This window comes from Veillonella parvula, assembly GCF_047241225.1.
GTDB lineage: Bacteria > Bacillota > Negativicutes > Veillonellales > Veillonellaceae > Veillonella > Veillonella parvula_O.
The window spans coordinates 338,228-363,154 of the sequence record NZ_JBKTIE010000002.1 but is presented as its reverse complement, the minus strand read 5'-3'; the positions used below and the strand labels follow the sequence as shown (position 1 = coordinate 363,154).

Annotated in this window: 19 protein-coding genes and 1 tRNA gene; all 20 read left to right on the top strand. The window is 41.2% G+C overall.

Annotation, left to right across the window (positions count from 1 at the left end; genetic code table 11):
• Nucleotides 1-8: 8 nt before the first annotated feature.
• The 20 genes from ACLRYO_RS05095 (at nt 9) to ACLRYO_RS05000 (ending at nt 24,863) form a co-directional block, all read left to right on the top strand.
• A complete protein-coding gene (locus ACLRYO_RS05095) occupies nt 9-1,640 on the top strand; it encodes an ArnT family glycosyltransferase (RefSeq protein WP_287526070.1) in 1,632 nt (543 codons plus the stop codon).
• 322 nt (nt 1,641-1,962) lie between these two features.
• Nucleotides 1,963-2,916, top strand: a complete 954-nt coding sequence (locus tag ACLRYO_RS05090) for an ABC transporter substrate-binding protein (RefSeq protein ID WP_287510663.1) — start codon at nt 1,963-1,965, stop codon at nt 2,914-2,916.
• 10 nt (nt 2,917-2,926) lie between these two features.
• Nucleotides 2,927-3,679, top strand: a complete 753-nt coding sequence (locus ACLRYO_RS05085; protein WP_287501219.1) for an ABC transporter permease — start codon at nt 2,927-2,929, stop codon at nt 3,677-3,679.
• 11 nt (nt 3,680-3,690) lie between these two features.
• Complete coding sequence (locus tag ACLRYO_RS05080; protein WP_287510659.1) at nt 3,691-4,464, top strand: ABC transporter ATP-binding protein; 774 nt, start codon at nt 3,691-3,693, stop codon at nt 4,462-4,464.
• A 416-nt stretch (nt 4,465-4,880) separates the two neighbouring features.
• Nucleotides 4,881-5,678, top strand: a complete 798-nt coding sequence (locus ACLRYO_RS05075) for a uracil-DNA glycosylase (protein WP_156697314.1) — start codon at nt 4,881-4,883, stop codon at nt 5,676-5,678.
• 12 nt (nt 5,679-5,690) lie between these two features.
• A complete protein-coding gene (locus ACLRYO_RS05070) occupies nt 5,691-6,767 on the top strand; it encodes a DUF805 domain-containing protein (RefSeq protein ID WP_156697313.1) in 1,077 nt (358 codons plus the stop codon).
• A 395-nt stretch (nt 6,768-7,162) separates the two neighbouring features.
• Nucleotides 7,163-9,331: a ribonuclease J gene (locus ACLRYO_RS05065; protein WP_083791382.1), complete on the top strand. Its 2,169-nt coding sequence runs from the start codon at nt 7,163-7,165 to the stop codon at nt 9,329-9,331.
• 160 nt (nt 9,332-9,491) lie between these two features.
• Nucleotides 9,492-10,607: an ImmA/IrrE family metallo-endopeptidase gene (locus tag ACLRYO_RS05060; protein ID WP_156697312.1), complete on the top strand. Its 1,116-nt coding sequence runs from the start codon at nt 9,492-9,494 to the stop codon at nt 10,605-10,607.
• Nucleotides 10,608-10,618: 11 nt separating this feature from the next.
• Nucleotides 10,619-11,098, top strand: coding sequence for a DUF4411 family protein (locus tag ACLRYO_RS05055; RefSeq protein WP_101928550.1), 480 nt, complete (start codon nt 10,619-10,621; stop codon nt 11,096-11,098).
• A 177-nt stretch (nt 11,099-11,275) separates the two neighbouring features.
• Nucleotides 11,276-12,232, top strand: coding sequence for a DUF2232 domain-containing protein (locus tag ACLRYO_RS05050; RefSeq protein WP_156697311.1), 957 nt, complete (start codon nt 11,276-11,278; stop codon nt 12,230-12,232).
• 19 nt (nt 12,233-12,251) lie between these two features.
• On the top strand, nt 12,252-14,273 hold the full coding sequence (locus tag ACLRYO_RS05045) for a DHH family phosphoesterase (RefSeq protein ID WP_155085848.1): 2,022 nt from the start codon (nt 12,252-12,254) through the stop codon (nt 14,271-14,273).
• A gap of 2 nt (nt 14,274-14,275) precedes the next feature.
• Nucleotides 14,276-14,722, top strand: a complete 447-nt coding sequence (gene rplI / locus ACLRYO_RS05040) for a 50S ribosomal protein L9 (protein ID WP_004694699.1) — start codon at nt 14,276-14,278, stop codon at nt 14,720-14,722.
• Between the two features lie 69 nt (nt 14,723-14,791).
• Nucleotides 14,792-16,150, top strand: a complete 1,359-nt coding sequence (dnaB, locus tag ACLRYO_RS05035) for a replicative DNA helicase (protein ID WP_004694701.1) — start codon at nt 14,792-14,794, stop codon at nt 16,148-16,150.
• A 337-nt stretch (nt 16,151-16,487) separates the two neighbouring features.
• Nucleotides 16,488-17,246: a DUF3969 family protein gene (locus ACLRYO_RS05030; RefSeq protein WP_101928549.1), complete on the top strand. Its 759-nt coding sequence runs from the start codon at nt 16,488-16,490 to the stop codon at nt 17,244-17,246.
• Between the two features lie 204 nt (nt 17,247-17,450).
• The gene (locus tag ACLRYO_RS05025; protein ID WP_156697310.1) at nt 17,451-18,734 is read left to right on the top strand and encodes a DNA repair protein; all 1,284 of its coding nucleotides are present in this window, start codon (nt 17,451-17,453) and stop codon (nt 18,732-18,734) included.
• Nucleotides 18,735-18,790: 56 nt separating this feature from the next.
• Nucleotides 18,791-19,117, top strand: a complete 327-nt coding sequence (locus tag ACLRYO_RS05020; RefSeq protein WP_004694706.1) for a YolD-like family protein — start codon at nt 18,791-18,793, stop codon at nt 19,115-19,117.
• A 172-nt stretch (nt 19,118-19,289) separates the two neighbouring features.
• Complete coding sequence (locus ACLRYO_RS05015; RefSeq protein WP_156697309.1) at nt 19,290-20,822, top strand: glycine betaine ABC transporter substrate-binding protein; 1,533 nt, start codon at nt 19,290-19,292, stop codon at nt 20,820-20,822.
• A gap of 255 nt (nt 20,823-21,077) precedes the next feature.
• The gene (locus ACLRYO_RS05010; protein ID WP_004698110.1) at nt 21,078-23,207 is read left to right on the top strand and encodes a heavy metal translocating P-type ATPase; all 2,130 of its coding nucleotides are present in this window, start codon (nt 21,078-21,080) and stop codon (nt 23,205-23,207) included.
• Between the two features lie 445 nt (nt 23,208-23,652).
• Nucleotides 23,653-24,606: a magnesium transporter CorA family protein gene (locus tag ACLRYO_RS05005; protein WP_004694714.1), complete on the top strand. Its 954-nt coding sequence runs from the start codon at nt 23,653-23,655 to the stop codon at nt 24,604-24,606.
• A 168-nt stretch (nt 24,607-24,774) separates the two neighbouring features.
• Nucleotides 24,775-24,863, top strand: a tRNA-Ser gene (locus ACLRYO_RS05000).
• Nucleotides 24,864-24,927 lie beyond the last annotated feature (64 nt).

The window sequence follows — 24,927 nt, the reverse complement described above, 5'->3', positions numbered from 1 at the left end:
AGGCCCTTATGAAACTCTCTCGATTAACACCAGTCGTATTTATTGTATGGCTAGTGTTTTATATGTTTGGCAATAATATGTTGCCTGTTACAGATCCCGTTGAATCTAATTATGCGTTAACGGCAAAGGAAATGGTTCTTTCCGGTGATTGGCTATCTCCGCAGATTTATGGTACTTATTGGTACGATAAACCAATCATGATTTATTGGCTCATTGCTCTTGGCTTTAAAATCTTTGGAACTGCTGATTGGGTGGTGCGCCTACCGAGTGCTATTTTTGGTGCTTTGTCGGTGGCGACCATGTATCAATCTACGCGTACCATGAGCGGTAAGTGGGCGCTTGGTCTCATTGGGGCATCCGTTCTAGGCACATCTCTTATGTTCTGGACCGTAGCTCATGGCGTTATTACAGATATGGTGCTCCTTTATACGACATTGATGGTCATGATTTACTCCTACAAGGGATTAGTGGAACAGAAACCGTATGCCATGATTGTAGCCTATGTATTTGCTGCGTTAGGCGTACTCACTAAAGGTCCGGTAGCCATTGTGTTGCCTGGTATGATTCTGCTTGTCTTTGCAGGTATTAATCGTTCTTGGTCTATGGTGAAAGCCATCTTCGATTGGCGTGGCATTTTAGCCTTTTGTGTAGTTTGTTTGCCGTGGTATGTGTACATGTACAGTGTTCATGATCAAGACTTTATCAATGGCTTCTTGGGACTTCACAATGTGACTCGTGCTACTCAATCGGAACATCCGGAAGATAACGTATGGTGGTATTACCTCGCTATCTTCCTTGGCGCCTCTATGCCGTGGACAGGTGCTGTTATTTACGGCATAATCGATGGTTTCAAACAACGTCATACAGGGTTTATCTATAATATGACCTGGGGTGTTGGAATTGTGCTATTTTACACCTTGATGGCAACAAAATATCCTCTATATACCTTTGTTAGCTTGGTCCCTTTTAGTGCTATTGGTGCTTTGGGCGTTATGAAGCTTATTCGCAAAGGCAAATCTAGAGCCTTAAAATGGATTATTATGGGGCCCACATTGCTTTTGTGGATTGCTTATGTAGCAGGTTCTTTCTTTGCACCATGGGGTTTTTATTGCTTGCTCTATGTCGTGGTTGCTATGGCGATATTGTTTATGTTCTATGCGTGGTATACGAGAAGAGGATATCGTTTAGTTACAATTATTGTACTTGGTACGATGGTTATATCTTCTATAGTTGTTATGGAAGGCTTAGAGCCATTTGTTAAGCAGCGAAGTAATATTGATGTTGTTCCAGTAGTGGATTCCTATGAAGGAGATGTCTATTACTATAATGGCTATAGTACGGCTGTTGTGTATTATACGGGTCATAAGGTTATCAAGATTAATGGTGATGAAAGTCGCTGGGATGATCGAGATAAATTGAAAAAACGTAGCGCTGAATGGCAGAAGAAATATCTTATGGAACAAGTAAGTGAAGAGGAATTTAATAAGACTATCGAATCTGGTAAGCCACTTATGTTAATCGTTCCTAAAGGGGAGGTTAAGCATTTCCGTCAGTCCTCCATTTATCCACATGTATCTGAGTCTAGTGAAGCGGGTACATCAGAAGTTTACATATTAAATAAAAAGACTCTATTCAAATAATTGTGAAAATTTAATAAACATTAAAAGCAGGTAGTATTCAACGGATGCTACCTGCTTTTTGTTATGTTTGTCATTCTTAGTTAAATGCTTGTTTAAAGAGAATATGGTTCTGTGTATATTGATATTTTTCGTACATAAATAATAACACCTATAATATTAATATGATTTATTGACATAATTAATACATATTGATATAGTAGGTTATATTAAGTTTAAAAGACGAGGTGTTCTAAAGCCTTATTTCATCTAAGGTTTAGAAAAATGCGAAAAAGTGACATGAGTCATAAACGTCCCTTGTTGTAAGGTAGAAAGAGGGGACACTATGAAAAAAACTTGGTATCTAATCATTGCTATCGTGCTGTTGATAGTAAGTGGGTTGGCGTATGGTTATCATGAACACAGTAAACCAAAGACCGCCCAAGAATTAAAAACTGTACGCGTAGCGTATTTGCCGATTACTCATGCGCTACCCGTATTTGCTACGAAGGAACTGGAGACAGCAGATGGTCCAGTCCATGTAGAGCTTGTTAAATATGGTTCCTGGCCGGAACTTATGGATGCGCTCAATACCGGTAAAGTAGACGCTGCAGCCGTTCTCGTTGAACTCGGAGTAAAGGCTCGTGAACAGGGAATTGATGTGCGCGCAGCGGCATTAGGCCATACGGAAGGCAACATTATCGTTGTAAATAACGACATTAATTCTGTACAGGATTTGAAAGGCAAATCCTTTGCTATCCCTCATAAGCAATCTACACAAAAGATTCTCGTAGACCTTATGCTTGAACGGGCAGGCCTTAGTGAGAAGGATGTACAGATAGTGGAGATGAGTCCTCCTGAAATGCCGTCCGCATTGTCGGTCGGTCAAATCGCTGGGTATAGTGTGGCTGAGCCTTTCGGTTCTCTTGCCATAGAAATGGGCGCCGGGAAGGTCTTTGAAGACCCTGATCACTTATGGCATGACAATATCTGCTGCGCCCTCGTGTTCAACGGTCAATTTGTCGATGAACACCACGACTTGGCGAAGGCTTTCACAAAAGCCTATCTCGATGCAGGTACATATTTAGATGAGCATCCGAAGGCGCAAAAGGAGATTGCCTTGAAATATATGAAATTTAAGGATCCTGTTATCGAGCGTTCCTTGCAAGTAATTGGTTTTGGAGATTTGGCCCTCACCGAGGATCGTTATAATGCGCTCGTGCATCACATGACTCATGTCGATTTGATTAAAAAGGTGCCGAGTTATTCGGAGTTTGTAGATACATCGCTATTGCCATAGGGGGTAGACCATGAAAAAATACACATATGTGCCGGGCGCGTTCATCGCGGTCTGGCTGATTTGGGAGCTGGTTGTCCGCATCGGCGGATTTAACGAAGCCTTGTTGCCGACGCCGTACAAGGTGCTGCTCGGCTTCGGGGAACTCATCGGGGACGGCGTATTGTTCAAGGATATTGCGGACAGTTTGGTGCGCTTTTTCATCGGCTATATCATTTCCGTCGTAGCCGGTGTGTTTTTAGGCCTTATTTTAGGTTGGTATAAGGGCATTTGGAATTATATTAATCCTATCGTTCAGGTGATTCGTCCTATTTCACCGGTAGCATGGTTGCCGTTTATCGTTCTGTTTTTCGGTATCGGTCAAGCGCCTGCTATCGTTATCATCTTTATCGCGGCGTTTTTCCCGGTTCTATTGTCCACGGTGTCCGCGATTCAGAATATCGATCCCGTATACATCAAGGTGGCTCGAAATTTTGGTATCAAGCAGCCGGAGTTGTTATTTAAAATTGTATTGCCCGCGGTGTTTCCTGGTATTGCATCAGGACTTCACATCGCGCTTGGTACGGCGTGGATATTCCTGGTGACGGGGGAAATGGTAGGTTCCCAGACGGGGCTCGGATTCCTCATCATCGATATGCGGAACAATTTGCGCAACGACCTTTTGATGGTGGCGATTCTGACGATTGGCTTTGTGGGACTTTTACTCGATTGGGGCGTATCCCTCATCGAAAAATGGATTTATAGACGTTGGGGCATTGAGGAATAGGAGGTGGACGCATGGGTTACATTTCGGTGCGCAATGCACACAAGGAATTTATGAAAGATGGAGAACCGCTCACCATCCTTGAAAATATTAATCTGGACATTGAACGAGGTGAATTTATTTGTCTCTTAGGTCCTTCCGGGTCAGGTAAAAGTACGCTTTTAAATGCTATGGCAGGCTTTGAGCTCGTTACTTCGGGCTCCGTTACCATCGACGGCGCGGAGGTGAAAGCACCTCAACTGCGGTATGTAACGGTCTTTCAAAATTACGGACTGTTGCCGTGGCGAACGGTGGAAAGCAATATTGAACTGGGCCTTGAAAGTAAGAATGTGCCTAAGGAAGAGAGACCTGCTATCATCGACAAATACGTGAAAATGGTGGGGCTCGACCATGCGCACAATCGCTATCCGGCGGAGTTGTCCGGTGGGATGCAGCAACGTGTATCCATTGCGCGGGCGTTGGCGGTCGATCCGGACATTATCTTCATGGATGAACCGCTAGGGGCCCTCGATGCGTTGACACGCATCAATTTACAGGATGAAATCTCCCGTATCTGCCGTGAAGAGGGTAAAACGGTCGTATTCGTTACGCATGATATCGAAGAGGCGGTGGTTCTTGCGGATCGCGTCGTAGTGCTCGCTGCTAATCCGGGACGGGTGCAAACCATTATCCCCGTCAATCTCATCGATAGGACGGACAGGACCTCGGCGTCCTTCGTCAATATTCGAAACCACATATTTGAACAATTCCAACTCGCCAAAGAAGACAAAATCGAGTTTTATATATAAATGTGATATTGTATATATTAGTAGCAACAGAAGCCCAACAAAAACTGTAGTTTCAAAGATAGTAGGATCGTTCATTACCATCAAGGCTGTTAAATGAGGCCTGTCGTTTTGATGGTAGAGAATCTAAAGTCGCTTTGAAATTACAGTTTTTTATATTTTGTTGCATGTGGATATTTTGAATATTAATTTCGCATCAAACTTTCAGAAATGGATGCTATTATAATATAGTAACGGTATACATTTTATGTAGTGCGTGATTATCAGATATATTATCACATATCATGATTGGATATCGTAATATATGAATTGTATTATTATGGGATTTAGTGTATAAATACAGTATATAAAGGATTGATAATCATGATATACAGCATTATTTATTATATGGTTCGGTAGTATAAATTGGGGGAGAGCCAATGTCCTTATTTACATCAGAGGAAGAGAAAACGCTGTCTTTTGATGAATATATGACTTCGTTTGGTACGAATCAGATTGCAAAAGTACAGCAGTTTATAGACTGGCTCGGTCAATATAGGGGCGAGCTTGTTCACAATCCATGGGGCGAGGTGAATCCTGACCTCGAAATTGTTCGGCCTGATTTTGATGCGGCTCAGGTGCGTCGTAACAATTTGATGGCGTATTTGCTGCCGCGGTTGGGACGCTCCAAGATCTTTGTGGTGGCGGAGGCTGTCGGATATCAAGGCGGGCGCTTTTCGGGCATTGCCATTACCTGTGAGCGCATGTTGTTGAATAAGCATAAAACAATTCGGGCGCATCAAATAACGCCTGTTACATTACAAAGAACTAGCTCCCCTGTGAGTTCCATGCTGAAACGGACCCAACGGGAACAGGGATTCAATGAACCTACGGATACAGTAGTATGGAGTGCCATTATCGAACAGGAAATTGATCCATACGATGCACTGTTCTGGAATATATTCCCCTTTCATCCTCATAAGGCGGACGAACCGCTCACTAATCGGACGCCGACTGAGTCGGAGCAGCAGCTGGGTTGGGAATATACGAAAAGACTGTTGGCATTGCACACCGAATTAGGTGGACCGGAGCCACTCGTGCTCGCTGTCGGTCAAAAATCGGCGGACACGATGGGGCGATTCGGCCTTTCAGCCATCGGTCTTAGACATCCGGCTAACGGTGGGGCTAATTTATACCGTGAAGGTTTTGCTGAAGCTGTAGAGAGAGTTTTGAGATAGAAGGTATTACATATGAAACGATATTGTGAATCCTGCCGTCAGTATTGTGACGAGGCTGCCATGTTCTGTCCGCATTGCGGGCAGTATACGACTGCGGTGGAGGTTGAGAGCATCGCACCGGAAGGGGATATTATCTATCCGCTGGCGCATTATCAGTTGAGTTACAAGGATACATTTCTCTATGTGGTGGGCCGCAAATTTATGAATTCAGATGGCCGTGCGTCCAGAGGGGAATTTTTGCGGTTCTTTTTGATGTGGATTTTAGTTATCGCTGGAATTCTGGCCCTTTCTTATGGGCTTATGGTGGTGCTTCATACAGGTATTTATTTAATCCTGTTGGCATGGATGTTACTGACAATCATCGGTCTTGTCTCGCTGATTCCGTTGGGCTCTCTATGTATCCGTCGCCTTCATGATACCGGTAAAAGTAGTGATCATCTGTTTTTAATCTTAATTCCTTTCATCGGACCGATTATTCTATTTGTTCTACTGTGTAAGAAAGGTGAACCGAAGGCTAATCAATATGGTGAGGCGTTGAGGAACATCATTATCGGCAAACGGTTGGCATCTATTATGAAAGTATCGCCTACGAGCAGCGCTTTCACTACTCGAATTCTCGTTGCATTGCTGGTGAGTGCTATCTGCGTATGCAGTGTTTCGTCTCGTTATATGGGACCGGAAAATGAACTGGATCCGGGCGGATGGTTTACGAATATCATCGTCGGTCAAGGCAGTGATGAAGCTGCACGGGATGTTGTTCACGGTTATTTTGACGCCGTCAATGAAAAGAACTATGATAAGGCTTTCACCTATGTTACCGATCAGGCTAAGACAAATCCCGTAGAAAAGCAGAAATGGATGGAAGCTATGATGTCGGCGCCGAAGGTGGTTGTCGGGTCCTTAGGCACGAGTCGTATCAGTCGTATAAATGGCATGAAACGCATTATTTACGAAGCGGATCTGCAAGTCACTAAACCCGGAGATGGCGCGGTTGAGGCTGCGCACATGACACGCTACATATCTCTCGTCGAAGAACATGGTGAGTGGCATATTGAAGGCTTTTATAAAAATATGCCAGATGATAAATAATAAAATGCTTTGGGGCGGTTCAGTTTGAGCCGCCCTTTTAAGTAGTAGTAAAATTTTATGTTACTTTTAATGAATCAAGCGTAGAACTCTTTTGTTTATGTTGTTTTTATGTTATAATGAGCACAACGTATGAAAGTGAGGCTTTCATCAAAACAGATCGGACTATATTGCACTGCGTATCGGATTGAGATAAAAACAGAAGTCTCTTGCGGTTGAAGCATCTGATAGTGCACTATACTCATTTGCTACGGCAAATGGCACACAAACTAGGAACGGCAAAATTTGATAGCGCATTTTTGCGCCCATTTGACGAGACGCTAGTATAATAGCGCCTTTTTCTTTGTGTGACATTTCCTCGTGGCATAGATCAATTCAAGTGATAGGTGAGAAAAACTATGTTAAATAAATTAATGAACAAAATTTTAGGAGGAACTGTGAATACAACAGATAATCAGGTTACTGCGCAAGTGAAAGCAGAACCAACAGTAGCAAAAACTGCTACTCTTACAGCTGCGGCTGAAGGCGAGCAAAAACAAACGCGTCGCCGTACAAATACACGCCGCCCTGCTGGCGAAGGTCGTACGCGCCAACAAACAGCTGGTGAAGGTGAAGGTGCAACACGCCAACGCCGTTCTACAAATACTCGCACAAGTGCGAATGGTGGCCGTACTAATACGACTCGCCGTACAAATACACGTCGCAATGCCGAACAAGGTGAAGGTCAAGAACGCAAAACTCGTCAAACTCGTGCACCGCGTGGTGAAAATACACGTAATACGCGTACTAATAATGGTCGCAATGGTCAAAATGGTCAGAACCGCAATAATAACCGCTCAAATAATCGTTCTACAGGTTGGAACAATCAAGAGGAACAAGTGGAATTAGTCGGTCGCACACCAAATGGCGCCAACAAGGGAAAATTCCAAATCATTCCATTAGGTGGTCTTGGTGAAATTGGTAAAAATATGACTATCTTCCAATACGAGGACGAAATCATCGTTCTTGACTCTGGGCTTGCATTCCCTAGTGAAGATATGCTTGGCGTAGATATCGTTATTCCTGATATGAGCTATATCATCGAGAATAAAGACCGCGTGAAAGCTGTCGTAATTACTCATGGTCATGAGGATCATATCGGTTCTTTGGCATACCTTATGAAAGAAATTAGTTGCCCAGTATACGCAACAAACCTCGTTTGTGGATTAATCGAAGGCAAGTTTAAAGAACATAAGGTATCTCCAAAATGTCTGCGTACGATTGCTGCCGGCGATGAAGTTCAAATTGGTCAAGTGACTGTTGGTTTCATCCAAACAAATCACTCCATTCCTGACTCCTGCGCTGTATACTTTAATACACCAATCGGGACGGTTCTTCATACAGGGGACTTTAAAATTGACCAAACCCCAGTTGATGGCCGTTTGATGGATATGCACAAATTTGCTGAGTTAGGTAACAAAGGCGTATTAGCGCTCTTGTCGGACTCTACAAATGTAGAAAAACCAGGTACTACCGGTTCTGAAAGTTCCGTAGGCCCTGCGATTAAACAAGCTGTTGGAGAAGCAAAAGGCCGCGTTGTTTTGGCGACATTTGCATCTAACGTATCCCGTATTCAACAAGCTATTGATGCGGCGGTTATGTTCAACCGTAAGGTTGTAGTTATGGGCCGTAGCATGGTCAATGTTACAGAAATTGCCCAAGAGCGTGGATACTTGAATATTCCACCAAATACAATCATCGACGTTGATGTAATGCACAACTACACAGATGACCAAATCATGATCTTAACGACTGGTTCTCAAGGTGAACCGATGGCAGGCTTGTCCCGTATGGCAACAAGCAACCATCGCACTGTAGAATTGGCACCGAATGATACTGTTATCATTTCTGCAACACCAATTCCAGGCAACGAAGGTGCTGTAGGTAGAACTATCGATAACTTGCTTCGTTTAGGTTGTAATGTGGTATACGGTAAAGACCGTGGTATTCACGTATCTGGTCATGCGAGCCAAGAAGAGCTTAAAACAATGCTTAACCTTGTTCGTCCGGAATACTTTATCCCAGTTCATGGTGAGTATCGCATGTTGCGCCGTCATGGTGAACTTGGTGTGGCCATGGGCGTAGATCCTAAGAAAGTCCTTATCGGTGATAATGGTCAAATCTTTGAATTCGATAAAGATGGTGGTCGCAAAGGTGGCCGCGTACAAGCTGGCGCTATCTTCGTTGATGGCCTTGGTGTTGGTGACGTAGGTAATATCGTTATCCGTGACCGTCAACAATTGGCACAAGAAGGTATGGTTATCGTCGTTATGGCGATGGATAAAGCTTCCGGTACTATCGTAGCTGGTCCAGACCTCGTATCTCGTGGTTTCGTATATGTTCGTGACGCAGAAGAACTCATGCTTGCTGCGGAGCGCCGTGTAGAACAAGTTCTTGAAGATTGCGAAATGCAACGCATCAAAGACTGGACAACCATTAAGCAAAACGTACGTGACGCATTGGGTAAATTCTTCTATGATAAAACTCGTCGTCGCCCTATGATCTTGCCAATTATTCAAGACGTATAGATATAATTAAGACAAGCAGTTGTTAAAATATTTATTTAACAACTGCTTGTTTTTCATTGGTATATGATTGTAAAATTAATGTAATCAAAGTAGGAATTTTATAATAAGTAGCGAATATTATTTAGTAGAAGAGTAATAAAGGGGAAAGGGAGGTGAGGGTATGTCCGGACGGTTTCCGGTGAGTGGAGCTATTTTAAACTGGTTACCTAAATATAGTGGTAAAGGTTATGAAGCTTTTTATAAGCGGTTTCCAAAGTATGGAGAGTGGATTGCCGGCAGTGTGCATCCGACAATTTGCCAAATACAGGCATTAGCTACTTTTTCCAATGTACCGTTAGGGTATATTTATTTAAAGAATCCTCCACAGTTATCGGATAAAGAGATTACTGATTTTAGAAGACTAAATGGTGAAATCCCTGATAGGCCATATAGTCCTGAGTTAAGAGATACTATTTATGATATGCAGATTCGCCAAGATTGGTTGAGTCAATATCGAAAGCTTAATTTAGGAATAGATGCGTTATCTTATGTAGGGGGTTTTTCTAAACACATGGATAGCAGAAGTCTTGTGCATCAAGCTTATTCGTTATTAAATATAGAGGCTGGTTGGCAAATAGGTATAGCAGATCCGTTTACATATATACGTGAACGCATCGAGGCTATCGGTGTTACTGTATTTGTTAACGGTATTGTGGGCTCTAACACTAGACGTAAATTATCTGTCGATGAGTTTAGAGGGTTTACATTAATTGATTCTTATGCACCTGTTATTTTTATCAATGGAGCTGATTCGAATCATGGGAGGCTGTTTACGATTATTCATGAGTTTTGTCATATATTATTAGGTGAGGAAGGCGTTACTGATAGCTCTTCTGAGCCGTATTGTAACAGCTTTGCAGGTGAATTTCTTGTGCCGGAATCTCGATTTATTCCAGTGTGGAATGAACATTTGGAGGATTATGAGACCGTAGCTAAGCGTTTTAAGGTGAGTGAATATGTTATCTATCGTATAGCATTAGAGCATGGATATATTACTCGAATTCAATATCATAGACTAGTGGAACGTTTTAATCAGCGATTACAAAGCTTACCTGAACGAGAGACAAGAGGTGGTGGGGATTTTTATGTCACTGCTCACGCTCGGTTGGGTGAAAGTTTTAGTCGTACTGTTGTCAAAGCTGCTCGAGCAGGTGAATTGGCGTATCGAGATGCGTATGAGTTGTTAGGCTTACGTGGTAGTACTTTTACAAAATATGTGAATGAGTATAGTTTTTAGGAGAAAAAACTATGTATGTTCTTGATAGTAATACCTTTATAGATGCAAAGAACCGCTATTATGGGTTTGATATTGTTCCATCGTTCTGGAATGAGTTGATATCTCGCAGTAGAGGTAATATTTTAACTATTGATCACATTAAAAATGAAATTATGAGCGGTAATGATGAGTTATCTACTTGGTTTAACACTCATTATTTGACATTTACTGAAGCGACAAATGATGATGAGATACAAAATTCATATGTAGATATCGCTGAATATGTGATGTCAAATCAACAATATAAGGATGCAGAAAAACATCGCTTTTTGGCTAAAGCGGATCCTTGGCTTATAGCTTATGCGAGTGTCCGCAGAGGTGTGGTTGTAACCCACGAAACCTTAGCGGGACCAAGCACTACGAAAGTCAAAATACCGGATATATGTGAGCATTTTGATGTTTCATATGTGAATGTATTTGAAATGATGCGTCAATTACATATGGTAATATGAGATGAGGAGCTACTTTAGGTGGCTCCCTATTTTTCGTTATTTATATGTATTGCCAGTACTATAAATAGCACCACTATCGCAATTGTCTACTATATGGGGTATTTGAAGTTACCTTTTTAAACTGTTATAATTAAAAGATACCAATTAATATATCTTCTTATGTAAGAATGGTGATTTATGAATAAAACAAATACAAGAGCGATGGTTGAAACTGCCTTTGTTAGTGCTATAGGTGTTATCCTTAGTGCTATCAGTGTTTATATACCAGCTTTCGCCTTTTTATCATTTTTTGTTACACCTGCGGCCATTGGCATAATTGGAACAAAATGGGGCCGTAAATATAGTATATCGGCAGCTATTGTTACTACTTTCTTAGCAGTAATTTTATTTGGACCATGGAATGGTATACCTGTTGGCTTATTTGCTGCGGTAGGTGTAGGAGTAGGAGAGGGTAATCGTCTTTCATTGGGAACGATTAAACGGTTACTACTCCCTAGTATTGCTATGTTTGTTGCTGTATTAGTAACTTTCATTGCACAAGCGTATATATCTGGTATTGACTTATCAATGATAGATATACAGATGACAGAGCAAGCTCGTATGATTGCTGACCAAGCATTACAAACGAATTCTAATATTACACAGGAACAAGCGGATTTATTTGTGAAAAATGTAGATAAGTTAGCTACCGGTTTGAAGGATGCGTTTTTTGTAGCTGTAGCTATAGCTGCCGTATCATATAGTTATATAACTATTCAGATATCTATATGGTTAGGCAAGCGGTTACATATCTCCATACCTCGATTTTTACCGATTGAAGAGTGGAGAATGCCTATCTGGAGTGCCGGTTTATATGCGTTAGGCATTATTGGTATATATGGTGCTCCACATATTAGTATGGACTCTTCATGGGTCACAGCCATTAGTACTAATGTATTACTCCTCGGTAGCTCTATGTGTTCTGTTCATGGCTTTGCAGCTTTAGCAGACTTAATGAGTAGTTATCGCATGAGTAATAAATTGAAGTGGATATTGCTTGGTGTGTATGCCTTCTTCTTTGGACAAGCACTAGCGATATTTGGTGTTATAGATATGTTTTTAGATTTGCGGACACGTTACAAAGCGCGTCAATAGTAATAGAAAGGAGGCCGTTATGAAATCCTTTCAACGGAGATGGAAAGGTTTAGAAATTACCATTGTTGCCGTTCTCGTATTATTGCTATTATTGCTGGCCTATTTAAATTGGGCTATTGCGATTTTAGCATTAATCATTGTAGTAGCGGCGTATTTGGTTAATTATAATACCCTTCATAACCGGCGTCGTTTAGCAAGAGAACAGTTTAGTGCGATGATGAAAAACGTCACACAAGCTTCTAATTTTGCTTTACAAAATTTGCCAATGGGGATTGTTCTTGTTAATAAGCAAGGCACATTGGTGTGGAATAATAGTGTTTTCGCCGACTGGGTTAAGGTGGATTGGAATAAGCTCCAAAAAATGTCTGCTTTGTTGCCTGGTTTCCGTATCGATAAAATCTGGGGTAAGTCCGGATATATGACGGAAAAATATGAAAATCGATACTTCCAAATTATTTATAAATTTATCGATCCTCGGGATACCCGATCAGATATTGATAGTGAAGATGAACTGGCGGAACATGCAGTGATGGCGCTGTACTTCAAGGATATTACGGACCTAGAAAAAGCCCGTATTAAAGCCGAAGAGGGACAGCCTGTATGGGGTATGATTCAAATCGATAATCTCGAAGAATTGACAAAAGGCCTTAGTGATCGTGAGTATACTAGTATTTGGACAGATATAAATAATATCATCATGGATGAAATCGATCGCTACGAAGGCTTTATTCGTAACTTCCAAGATGATATGTATACCTTTGCCATTTCTCGTGGTGCGCTTCATGAGATGGAGGAAGATGGTTTTAAAGTGCTCGAACGAATCCGTAAAGTACCATCTCCGCGTCAAGTTCCAGCTACGATTTCTATTGGTATTAGTGAAAATGTAGGTTCTGTGAAAGATGTATCTGGTCGTGCTCGTGCAGCCTTAGATATCGCCTTAGGTCGTGGTGGTGACCAAGTGTGCATTATGGATGGTGAAAGTACCCGCTTCTTTGGTGGCAATACGGCAGGCGTTGAGAAGAATACGCGCGTTCGTGCTCGTGTTGTATCTCAAGCAATACATGAGCTTATGATTGATTCTGATAAGATTCTTATCATGGGGCATCAACGTGAAGACTACGATGCATTAGGTGGTATTATCGGTGTAGCCGCCATTGCTCGAGCACTTGGTAAAGACGTGCGCATTGCGCTTTCAAAAGAAACTAGTGCCATCGATAAAATGGTGAATGTTCTTAATGAGTCAGAGTTCTGGAAAGAGAATATTATTACTGCAGAAGCTGCAAGAGTATGGGTAGATGCGAATACGCTCACTGTCGTGTGTGATACGCATCGTCAGGAAATGGTGGCGGCTCAAGAGGCGCTTGAAATTTCTGAACGACGCATCGTTATCGACCATCATCGCCGCGCAGCGGACTTTGTGGAAAATCCATTGCTTACCTATTTGGAACCAACTGCATCGTCCACATCTGAGCTCGTAACAGAGCTTGTACAATATGCAGGCGTTCCTGTAAAACTTTCAAAAGCGGAAGCCACAGGTATTTATGCAGGTATCGTATTAGATACGAAGAACTTTATCCAACAAACTGGGGCACGCACCTTTGAGGCCGCAGCATTCTTGCGCCGTGCAGGGGCGGATATCGACAGAGTTAAACAATTGTTTATTGAAACTTTCGATTCTATCCAATTGCGTGCTAAAATGGTATTTGAAGCAAGTCGTACTGAGGGGATTGCTATTTCCGTAGCGCCTGAAGGCTTGAAGGATATGATGGCGTTGGCTGCACAAAGTGCGGACATGCTCATCAGTAATGAAGATATTGAAGCTGCCTTTGTACTATATTCCCTAAATGATGGCGGTATCGGCGTTAGTGCTCGATCCAAAGGTAAGGTAAATGTACAAGTTGTAATGGAAGCCTTGGGTGGTGGCGGTCATAGAACTGTGGCTGGTGCTCAATTACAAGGTATGACCATAGAGGAAGCGAAGCAGGCCATTTTGGAGCATGCTCTTAAGGCGCTTCATTCCGCAGAACAAGAGGAGGAATAACAATGAAAGTAGTATTGTTAGAAGACGTTAAAAAAGTTGGTAAAAAAGGCGAAATCGTTGAAGTTAGTGACGCATATGGCCGTAACGTGTTGATCAAGAAAGGCCTCGGCCTTGAAGGTACAGCAACTAACGTAAATAATGCGAAACAAAAACAAGAATCCATTGCTCATAATAAAGCCGTTGCAAATGACGAAGCTAAGATCTTGGCCGCTCAATTGACTAAGGTTGAAGTGACTGTAAAAGTTCGCATGGGCGAAGAAGGTCGCGTATTCGGTTCCGTTACTGCTAAAGATATTTCCGATGCTGCTAAAGCTCAATATAAAGTAGATATTGATAAAAAGAAAATCGAAATTAAAGAACCATTGAAAACATTGGGCGTACATGACGTACTAGTGCGTGTTCATCCTGAAATTACAAGTACTATCAAGGTTAATGTGGTAGCCGAATAATAGTATTCACCATGCTCTTGGAGTATGGTGAATTCTTTTATCCATAGTGGTTGTGTGAAGGGGATTATCATGGATGTACGCATTCCGCCGCATAATTTAGATGCGGAAAAGGCCGTTTTGGGGGCTTTATTAACTAATGGATCCAATATGGGCGCCGTTGTAGATACGGTGACAAGTATTCTTAAATCTGAAGATTTTTACCGCGATGCACATCGTATTATTTACGATGCCATTTTAGAAATCGTGCATGCCAATAAGACAGCTGACTTTATTACCGTTGGTGAAGAGCTAGATCGTCGTAAGCGCCTCGATGCGGTAGGAGGTCTTGCTTATATTACATCTCTTGCGAATGAATCGGTGTCATACAATGTTGAGGAACATGCGAAAATCATTAGCGAGAAAGCTCAGTTGCGGCGCCTCATCGATGCAGGAAATAAAATTGTTGGCATGACGTATGCTGGCGAAGATGAGCCGACGGCTATCCTTAACAAGGCAGAGCAAATGGTATTAGATGTAAGCGGTCAAACCCAGTCTGAATCATCCTTTGCTGCCATTGGGGAAGTGGTTTTATCTAATCTAGATAAACTTAATGCATTGCAACAGCATGATGGCGCTATTACAGGCGTGCCAACAGGCTTTAAAGATGTGGACCACATTTTTAACGGCTTACAAAAATCTGACCTCATCCTCGTAGCAGCTCGTCCTGCCATGGGGAAAACAGCTTTCACCTTGAACATTGCTCAAAATGTAACGATGTTGTACGACAAGACGGTGGCGTTCTTTTCCCTAGAAATGGGCAAGGAACAGCTTGTGGGCCGTATTTTGTCCTCCGTGGCAGGTGTGAGCTCTGAAAAATTGCGCCGTGCGAATATGGATCCTGCTGACTGGGAAAAGGTGATTGCCGCAGCGGACCGCATGAGCAAATCCAAGCTTTTTATCGATGATACACCGGGCCTTACTGTACAAGATATGCGTTCTAAGTTGCGCCGTCTCAAGGTGGAACATGGCCTTGATCTCGTTATCGTCGATTATATTCAGTTGATGCAAGGTCGAAATGCTGGTAAGGGTAGCGAAAACCGTCAACAAGAGGTGTCCGAAATCTCTCGTAATCTTAAATTGATTGCTCGTGAATTTAACGTGCCGGTTATCGCTTTGTCGCAGTTGTCTCGTAGTGTTGAAAGCAGACCAGATAAACGGCCTGTGCTTTCGGACCTTCGTGAATCTGGCTCCCTCGAGCAGGATGCAGATATCGTTATCTTCTTGTACCGCGATAAATATTACGATGAAAACTCCGAAAAAGGGGACAATGCAGAAGTCCTCATTCGTAAACACCGTAATGGCTCCGTCGGTACCGTGGAACTCCAATTCGTTGGAGAATTAACACAATTTAGAGACGTAGAATTCCGAGACCTAGGGCCGGAACAATAATGAAAACTATCGGGGCGTGCCTATATTGATGGGGCCCCGTGACATAGCTACATTTTAATTAAAAAGAAAGGACTATACTTCTTTGCTCCTCGTGACCTGATGTCGCTGCATAAGTATAGTCCTTTCTTTTTATCACTGTACATATGAAGGTGTCCCATCAATATAGTGGCACTCGATAGTTTTCGTTGTATTGTTGGGAGAGAAGATAATAGAAGTTTTGGCGTTATACTAGTAGAAAATAAATCGTATTCAAGTGTATAATAGTACTAGATAGATTTTATAGTGTCGTACAATACGTAAGTATTGTGAGGTGGAATATAAGGTTTCCATCCTTTGTATGATGAATTTAACTATTAGTGGAAAACAAAATATTGAGTTTTATTTGTTGCTGGTTGGATTAGGTGCTGCAGAGGCTTATAAATACAAGCGTATTAGTCTAGGCGTATTTGAGAGTCTACATTATCATTTGTCTATGATAGATTTAATTGATGAATACCGGTTGTCAAAGGACTTAAGGGAGATTGTTTTCCAAGGTATGGGAATGGAAGATATTGTTGATGCAGCAGAGTGGTTTGAAGACTTTGATTGGGAAGGTCATTTGCGTGATGCGATAGATTCCTTGGAACTGGATTGTGTATCTAGATTAATGGAGTCCTCATATCATACTTGTATTAATGATTTTAATTTGTTTGATGTACCTAATACGGATAGTATTGATCATCTCTATATTTCTTTTGTATCTCATCATAGTTTTGAGCAAATCATGATGATTTTTATGCTAGGGTATACCGTGTTTTTGATTGAGTTAGGTGAGTATTGCGTTGATGCCTTTGATGCTTTTAAGCGTAACTACCTTACTAATCTTCGAGCTATAAACTGTGGTGAGTCCGAGGTTTTTAGTGAAGCTCTTGAATTATTTGATTCTTGTGATAACGGAAAAGATTTTTTGAGCAATAAACGACAACAATTGTGGTTAAGAAAGATTTCTATAGACCTTAGAGGTCACTTTTGTAGCCGCAAAGAGTCTAGCATGGATTATAGTAGTGAAAAGGGTTTAGTTTATTATACAAGTCCTAAAGAAACCATATTGGGTTAAGTTATATGCGTACTTAAGAGTACCTACTATTAGATTTGATGTCTAATAGTAGGTACTCTTTTTATTTTTTATGTTCAAAATTTACTGTTATAAAAACAAACATATGTTTGAAAATACTCTCGGTTTTTGTTATACTAATCATAGAAATTTTTGTGTTCTGTTTTTTGTAAAAGCCCGTTGTTTAGCGGTTTAGGGGGTGTTTGTATGGGTTCAGGTGATACGGATCGGCTGTATATGTGTATTGATTTGAAGTGTTTTTACGCATCTGTAGAATGCGCCGATTTGGGACTGGATCCGTTTACAACACCTTTGGTGGTGGCCGATGGTTCTCGTGGCAAGGGGGCTATTACGTTGGCTATTTCTCCAGCCTTAAAAAAGTTAGGTGTTAAAAATCGCAGCCGATTATTTCAGATTCCACCGCATATTGAGTATTTGACGGTGAAGCCACATATGAAGCGGTATATGCAGGTATCTGCTGAGATTTATGGAACCTTGCTCAAGTATGTGGCGCCCGAAGATGTACATGTGTACTCTATCGACGAGTATTTCATCGATATCACGCCTTATTTGCCATTATATAAAAAGACGCCTCGTCAGTTGGCACAGATGTTGCTTGATGCGGTGCTAGCGGCAACGAAGATTTATGCCACCGTTGGGATTGGAACGAATTTGTTTCTCGCCAAGATTGCCCTCGATATTTTGGCGAAACATGCACCTGATTTTATAGGTTATCTTGATGAAAGCCTTTTTAAAGAGAAAATTTGGTATCATCAGCCCTTGACCGATATATGGCAGATTGGTAAGGGCATAGCTAATCGTTTGCATAAGTATGGTGCTTATGATTTACATGGTATTACCATGATTCCAGAAGCGAAGTTGTACAAGGAGTTTGGCATTAATGCAGAGCTCATCATTGACCATGCTTGGGGCCGTGAGCCTTGTACGATTGCGGATATCCATGCGTATCGCCCCATTAAGCACTCTATCTCGCACAGTCAGATTTTGTTGCGCAATTATACCTATGAAGAGGCATGCGTGCCTATGCGTGAAATGGTAGAGTCCTTGGTGTTAGAGCTTTTACAAATTAAAGGGGTTACAAATCATATCTATGTTCATATCGGCTATGCTAATGAAATGATGCGCTCTACAGGAGGTTCTAAAAAGCTTAAGCAGTATACAGATTCTCTACAGACCTTGACGACGGCGGTTATTAAATTATACGAGCAGCATTGCCATAAGAATGAGCTCATACGGCGTATAGGGGTCAGCTTTGAGGATTTAGTCAATCGATCCGCCATACCTCAAGAGGTGGACCTATTTAGCACTCTTACTACAAATGAAGAGGAAAAAGAGCGACAGGTACAAGAGGCTATGCTATCCATTAAGAAACAGTTTGGTAAGAATTCTATTTTGCGTGCATCGAGCTTACAAGAGGAAGGAACCATGCGCTTTAGAAATACCTTGGTAGGCGGTCATAATGGGGAATAGATATTATAATGGATACATTGGAAATACATTAGTCGCGTAAGGGGAGGTATACATTAATGAAACATCGCATGTCTCGGTTACAGCGAGCAAAACAATTTATGCCCTTTGCGGCATTGAGGGGATTTGAAGCGTTATTAGCCGCTGTAGCAAAGCCAAAAGAAAATCGGGCAGAGTTATCAGAGGATCAAATAGACGAGTTAAATACAGTTTTACAATCTGTACGTTGTGGGGAGTGGGTACGAATCGTTTACTACAACAAACGAAAATATACGGAACTTATAGGAGCTGTTGATATGATTAGTGAGCAATTACAAATTCTATCTGTACAAGGAACTGTTATTCCTTTCAGATATATTAAAGAGCTAAACTTGTATGATATATAAATATAAATGATGGCTTTTACTGTGTATGGTAAATAGACTAGAGTTAAGAAATAATTAGGTATACAATAGTATCATGGGTAAATATAGCTTTATAAAGATTTCTTTAGTTTTGTTGACTCTAATATACCTATATAATTTTTCGTGTTTTTGACTTAGAAAGGCGGTGTATGTAATGCATGATGTCATATCATTACTTATAAATCGCTATGATTTTTTCCTCCAGCTATTATGGGAGCATATAGAAATTTCAGTATTAGCTTCTGTTATTGCTACCATCATCGGTGGCTTATTGGGTGTGTTTATATACGAATATAAACGGCTAGCTGCGCCAGTTATGGTAGTGGTTAATTTCCTATATACAATTCCATCTATATCGATGTTAGGCCTTTTGTTGTACGTATCAGGTGTTGGTAATACGACGGCTATCATTGCATTGGTTATATATGCTTTATTACCGATGGTACGAAATACATTTACTGGTCTTAACCAGATTGATCAAGCCATGTGTGAAGCGGGGATTGCATTAGGGCTCACGCGGATTCAACGTTTGTGGAATATAGAGATTCCTTTGGCTATGCCGACTATTATGGCTGGTATACGGACCATGCTCGTTATGACCATTGCCTTGACAGGTATTGCGTCCTTTATTGGTGCTGGTGGCTTAGGTGTAGCGATTTATAGGGGGATTACAACGAATCAAAGTGCTTTGACAATTGCAGGCAGTCTACTGATTGCCCTATTAGCCATTACCGTTGATGCTCTCTTTTCTTTAGGTGAAAGAGTAACGCGTATTAGCCCTCATATGAAGCGCTATACGATTATATTTGTTTCGATGATGATGATAATTGCGATGGGTATAGGTGGTTGGGCTATGTATTGCCGTCATGTGAAGACCGATGTTATTCATATTGCAACGAAACCCATGACGGAACAGCTTATTTTGGGGAATGTTTTAAAAGAATTGATCGAGAAGAAGACTGATTTAACCGTAGAGGTTACAGAAGGTGTCGGTGGTGGTACATCAAATATTCAACCAGCTATGCTTTCTGGCCAATTTGATATATATCCTGAATATACTGGTACAGCTTGGTCTGCTGTGCTAAAACGTACGGATACGTATGATGAAAGTCTATTTAATGAGCTTTCACAGGCCTATAAAGAGAAATATAATTTTGAGTGGGTCGGCATGTACGGTTTTAATAATACCTATGGCATAGGGGTGCGTAATGAAATTGCTCAGAGTTATGGCGTAAAAACGTATTCTGATCTTGCTCGTATAGCACCATCCCTAACATTAGGAGGGGAATATGATTTCTTTGGACGTGAAGATGGCTATGCTGGATTACAACGCGTGTATGGCATGAGATTTAAAGCTACTAAAGATATGGATATAGGGCTAAAATATACGGCTATTAGTCGTGATGAGGTGGATGTAATGCCGATATTCACGACTGATGGTCAATTAAGTATCGCACCGATTACGGTGTTACAAGATGATAAACATTTATATCCATCTTATATGTCTGGCAATGTGGTACGTAGCGAAGTATTGATTGCTCATCCTGAACTGCGCCCTGTATTAGAAAGTTTGAATCATACGATTACAGATCAAGAGATGGCGAAGATGAATTACGCCGTTGAAACGGAACATCAACTACCAGCTGATGTAGCACATAAATTCCTGGTAGAACGAAATTTGATATAAGGTGAATATAGTTAGAACTAAAGTAAATAAAATTTGATATATGTTGAATATGATTTTGTATTGACATTTAATCTCCTTTGATGTAATATAAACATATGAACAGGTATTCATATAAATAAAAATATCTGATGAAAAATGTTTAGGAACATATATAACAAGATATGAAACAAGATATGTCTAATAAGTATTAGAAAAATATTACCTATTAACTTACAATACAGGATAGAAGCGTTCACTATTATCAAAGGAGATATCATGGAAGAAACATTGTTATTGAAGGATTTGAACTGTCCGAACTGCGCAGCAAAAATTGAAGATCGTATCTGTAAAATGGATGTGGTAGAGACTGCCAATTTCACACTTGCTACACATCAATTAAAATTAACCGGCTCTTGGGAAGACCGTGAAGCTCTTAAACGTGACATTCAAGACATTTGTGATGCCATCGAAGAGGGCATAACCGTAGCAGATTATGAACGTAAATCCAAAGCGGCTATGGATGATCATGGTCCTGACCAGGATCGTGATGGTGATGCTGTAACAATTGCAGTCATCGTAGCAGGCTTGTTATTTATGATTTATGATGTTTTGTCATCCTTTGTCCCATCCATCAGCTTACCAGAGAGTATTGAAACTCCAATTTACTATGTTGCGTATATTCTTCTTGCGTTCCCAGTATTGCGCATCGCAGGTCGCAATATCTTAAAAGGCCAAGTGTTCGACGAGAACTTCTTGATGTCTATCGCTACATTGGGTGCTATTGCTATCGATGCATTGCCTGAGGCCGTAGGCGTTATCTTGTTCTACCGTATCGGTGAGTTCTTCGAAGAAAAAGCAACTGATCGTAGTCGTACAGAAATCATGAACGCTGTTGATATGCGTCCTCAAGAGGTGCGCGTTGTAGATACAGACTGCGGTGGTGAAATCGTAGTTATGGCTCCTGAAAAGGTTGAAGTAGGCTGGACTATCGAAGTTCGTCCTGGCGATTTAATTCCTCTAGACGGCACAGTGCTTGAAGGTGAAACACGCGTTAATACAGCACCTGTAACAGGTGAACCTGTACCTGTTCGCGCCGTACCTGGCACTCAACTTATGTCTGGTTGTATCAACGAATCTGGTCGCATTACAATGCGTGTAGATAAGGTTCTTGAAGAATCCATGGTTACTAAAATTCTTGATGCCGTGGAAAATGCAGCATCCTCTAAACCTAAAATCGACCGTTTCATTACTCGTTTTGCTCGCGTATACACACCAATCGTTGTAGCTTTTGCATTGGCTGTAGCTATCATCCCATCCCTTATTACTGGTGAATGGCATAAATGGATCTACACAGCCTTAACATTCCTCGTTATTTCTTGCCCATGTGCATTGGTGCTTAGCGTGCCACTTGCATTCTTCTCCGGTATCGGCAATGCGTCTAAACACGGTATCTTATTAAAAGGTGGTCGAGTTATCGAGGCGTTGGCTAATGTGAAAGCAGTAGCTCTTGATAAAACTGGTACTATCACATCTGGTGAGTTCAAAGTTCACAGCGTAGAAACTGTAGGCTCTCATGTAAGTTCCAGTCAATTGTTATCCATGGCGGCAGCTATCGAAGCCGTTTCTACACATCCAATCGCAACAAGCATCGTGTCTGAAGCAAAAGATCAAGGCCTTACAGTGGAACCTTCTGATTTCGTTCAAGAGTTAGCTGGTGAAGGTATGGTAGGTATGGCAGATGGTCAACAAGTACTTATTGGTAACCGTCGTCTTATGGAACGCTATAATGTGCAAGGCTATCCAACAGAAGCTGCTGAATATGGCACAGAAGTTCTTGTCGCAGAAGGTAATACATACTTAGGTCGTATCATCATCGCCGATGAAGCTCGCCCAGACTCTGCTGAAGCGATTGCTAATCTTAATGGTCAAGATATTAAAACTGTTATGCTTACAGGTGATGCTGAAGCAAGTGCAAATTACATTGCTAAAGAAACTGGCGTAAGTGCTGTACGTGCTCAGTTGTTGCCTCAAGATAAATTGTCTGTTGTACAAGATATTCGCTCTGAATATGGTCCAACTATGTTCGTAGGGGATGGCATCAACGATGCTCCAGTACTTGCAGGTGCTGATGTAGGTGGCGCGATGGGTAGTGGTGCTGATGCGGCTATCGAGGCGGCAGATGTTGTGTTCATGCGTCCATCCTTGACTGCCATTGCACATATCCTAGACTTGTCCAAAGCAACATTGCGTGTTGCTTGGCAAAATGTAGTATTCGCTATTGCCGTTAAAATTCTTATCATGGCGCTAGGCCTTATGGGCTATGCATCCATGTGGTGGGCGGTATTCGGTGATACTGGCGTATCCATTCTTTGTATTTTGAACTCTATTCGTATCTTGCGCCGTTAATTTGGTGAAAGTAATCTTATAGATTAATGCAGAAATATAACAAATGACATGATTCTGATTTGACAGAGTAGGATAAAACAAATAACCTCTATATTAGCGATAAGCTAGTATAGAGGTTATTTTTATAAGATTTAACCTAATGATATATTGCTGATTATTTGTTTGCATACTTACTCACTGTAAGTTTTAGTGGTTTAATCTTTTGGTGGATTTTTTAGTTTAGCAGCTTTATTAATCTATGTGCTCGCTAGATTTTTTGGTAGATTTGATAAAAGGATGTTTTGAGATGCTTTTAACATATACAATTGTGCATTGTTAATAGACATAAAGTGATTTATGTATATACTACATAAACAAAACTTTCACAATTGAATTGAATAATAGCTATAAAATAGTATATAATTTATTAGATGATTACTATATGTTCGTTGAAAGGAGGGATAGCATGATCACGGTGTACAAACACATAGAAGAAGAGTTAGTTTCGGACTGCACTGTATCAGATGCCACAAAAGGTTCTTGGGTAAATTTGGTGAACCCAGACCCCGATGAGTTGTCCCTCATCAATATTTTGACGGAAATTCCAACGGACGTTTTAAAGACCGCCCTCGATATGGAAGAACGTTCTCACGTGGAGTTAGAGGACAACTATATTTTCGTGGTTATCAACATTCCTGCGATTCGCGGTAATGATATGTACGATACGGTGCCGCTCGGTATCTTTTTGACGCCTGACTTCTTCATTACTGTATGTCTTGAAGAATCCGAGGTGTTGTATCCGTTCATTTCAAACCAACTGTCTACATTCTATACATATAAAAAGACGCGGTTCTTGTTCCAAATCTTGTACCGTACAGCCACATTGTTCTTACGTTATTTGCAACAAATTAATCGCCGTACCGACGATATTGAAGTTCAGTTGCGTCATACAACGAAGAATAAAGACTTCTTCCAACTATTGGAATTACAGAAATCCATGACATACTTTACCTCTGCGTTGCGTACGAATGGAACTGTTATGGAACGCCTATTGCGCTTGCGTGGTCACAGCACTTATAGACATTTGCTCAAGATGTACGAAGAGGATGAAGATTTACTAGAGGACGTTATCATCGAGAATAAACAGGCCATCGAGATGGTTGAAATGTATTCCAATATCTTGATGAACATGATGAACGCCTTCACATCTATCATCTCTAACAACCTCAACATGGTTATGAAAATGTTGGCGGCCCTTACGATTACTTTGGCGGTGCCCACAATCATATTCAGTCTGTGGGGAACGAATGTGGCGTTGCCGTTCCAGGATGATCCGAATGGATTCTACGAAGTAGTAGGTATTTCCGTGGTGTGTTCCATCATTGCTATCATAGGCATGTGGAAAAAAGACCTATTCTAGCATATATGACAAATAACTAAAAGATTAGGGCAATACTAAATGTTAAATACAAATGAAAAAGCTGGCTGCAAGTCGGCTTTTTTGCTTGCTTATGTATTATATTATTGCTTCTTTACGTATTACGTTATTGCTTATTATTAGGTCAATTTGATATAATAGTACCGTTATGGAGAGGTGTCCGAGTGGTTTAAGGAGCTGGTCTTGAAAACCAGTGACTCCGCAAGGGGCCGTGGGTTCGAATCCCACCCTCTCCGCCACCAATACATACAACTATCACAGATTATAACAAATTGTAACGAACCACAACAAACACAGTAAAAA

Excerpts from the sequence above, each read along its gene's own strand:
- ACLRYO_RS05045 (WP_155085848.1), top strand. The coding sequence starts at position 12,252 with ATGAAATCCTTTCAACGGAGATGGAAAGGTTTAGAAATTACCATTGTT.
- ACLRYO_RS05075 (WP_156697314.1), top strand. The coding sequence starts at position 4,881 with ATGTCCTTATTTACATCAGAGGAAGAGAAAACGCTGTCTTTTGATGAA.
- dnaB (WP_004694701.1), top strand. The coding sequence starts at position 14,792 with ATGGATGTACGCATTCCGCCGCATAATTTAGATGCGGAAAAGGCCGTT.
- ACLRYO_RS05030 (WP_101928549.1), top strand. The coding sequence starts at position 16,488 with ATGATGAATTTAACTATTAGTGGAAAACAAAATATTGAGTTTTATTTG.
- ACLRYO_RS05025 (WP_156697310.1), top strand. The coding sequence starts at position 17,451 with ATGGGTTCAGGTGATACGGATCGGCTGTATATGTGTATTGATTTGAAG.
- ACLRYO_RS05055 (WP_101928550.1), top strand. The coding sequence starts at position 10,619 with ATGTATGTTCTTGATAGTAATACCTTTATAGATGCAAAGAACCGCTAT.
- ACLRYO_RS05005 (WP_004694714.1), top strand. The coding sequence starts at position 23,653 with ATGATCACGGTGTACAAACACATAGAAGAAGAGTTAGTTTCGGACTGC.
- ACLRYO_RS05050 (WP_156697311.1), top strand. The coding sequence starts at position 11,276 with ATGAATAAAACAAATACAAGAGCGATGGTTGAAACTGCCTTTGTTAGT.
- ACLRYO_RS05010 (WP_004698110.1), top strand. The coding sequence starts at position 21,078 with ATGGAAGAAACATTGTTATTGAAGGATTTGAACTGTCCGAACTGCGCA.
- ACLRYO_RS05070 (WP_156697313.1), top strand. The coding sequence starts at position 5,691 with ATGAAACGATATTGTGAATCCTGCCGTCAGTATTGTGACGAGGCTGCC.
- ACLRYO_RS05085 (WP_287501219.1), top strand. The coding sequence starts at position 2,927 with ATGAAAAAATACACATATGTGCCGGGCGCGTTCATCGCGGTCTGGCTG.
- ACLRYO_RS05090 (WP_287510663.1), top strand. The coding sequence starts at position 1,963 with ATGAAAAAAACTTGGTATCTAATCATTGCTATCGTGCTGTTGATAGTA.
- ACLRYO_RS05080 (WP_287510659.1), top strand. The coding sequence starts at position 3,691 with ATGGGTTACATTTCGGTGCGCAATGCACACAAGGAATTTATGAAAGAT.
- ACLRYO_RS05060 (WP_156697312.1), top strand. The coding sequence starts at position 9,492 with ATGTCCGGACGGTTTCCGGTGAGTGGAGCTATTTTAAACTGGTTACCT.
- ACLRYO_RS05020 (WP_004694706.1), top strand. The coding sequence starts at position 18,791 with ATGAAACATCGCATGTCTCGGTTACAGCGAGCAAAACAATTTATGCCC.
- ACLRYO_RS05015 (WP_156697309.1), top strand. The coding sequence starts at position 19,290 with ATGCATGATGTCATATCATTACTTATAAATCGCTATGATTTTTTCCTC.
- ACLRYO_RS05095 (WP_287526070.1), top strand. The coding sequence starts at position 9 with ATGAAACTCTCTCGATTAACACCAGTCGTATTTATTGTATGGCTAGTG.
- ACLRYO_RS05065 (WP_083791382.1), top strand. The coding sequence starts at position 7,163 with ATGTTAAATAAATTAATGAACAAAATTTTAGGAGGAACTGTGAATACA.
- rplI (WP_004694699.1), top strand. The coding sequence starts at position 14,276 with ATGAAAGTAGTATTGTTAGAAGACGTTAAAAAAGTTGGTAAAAAAGGC.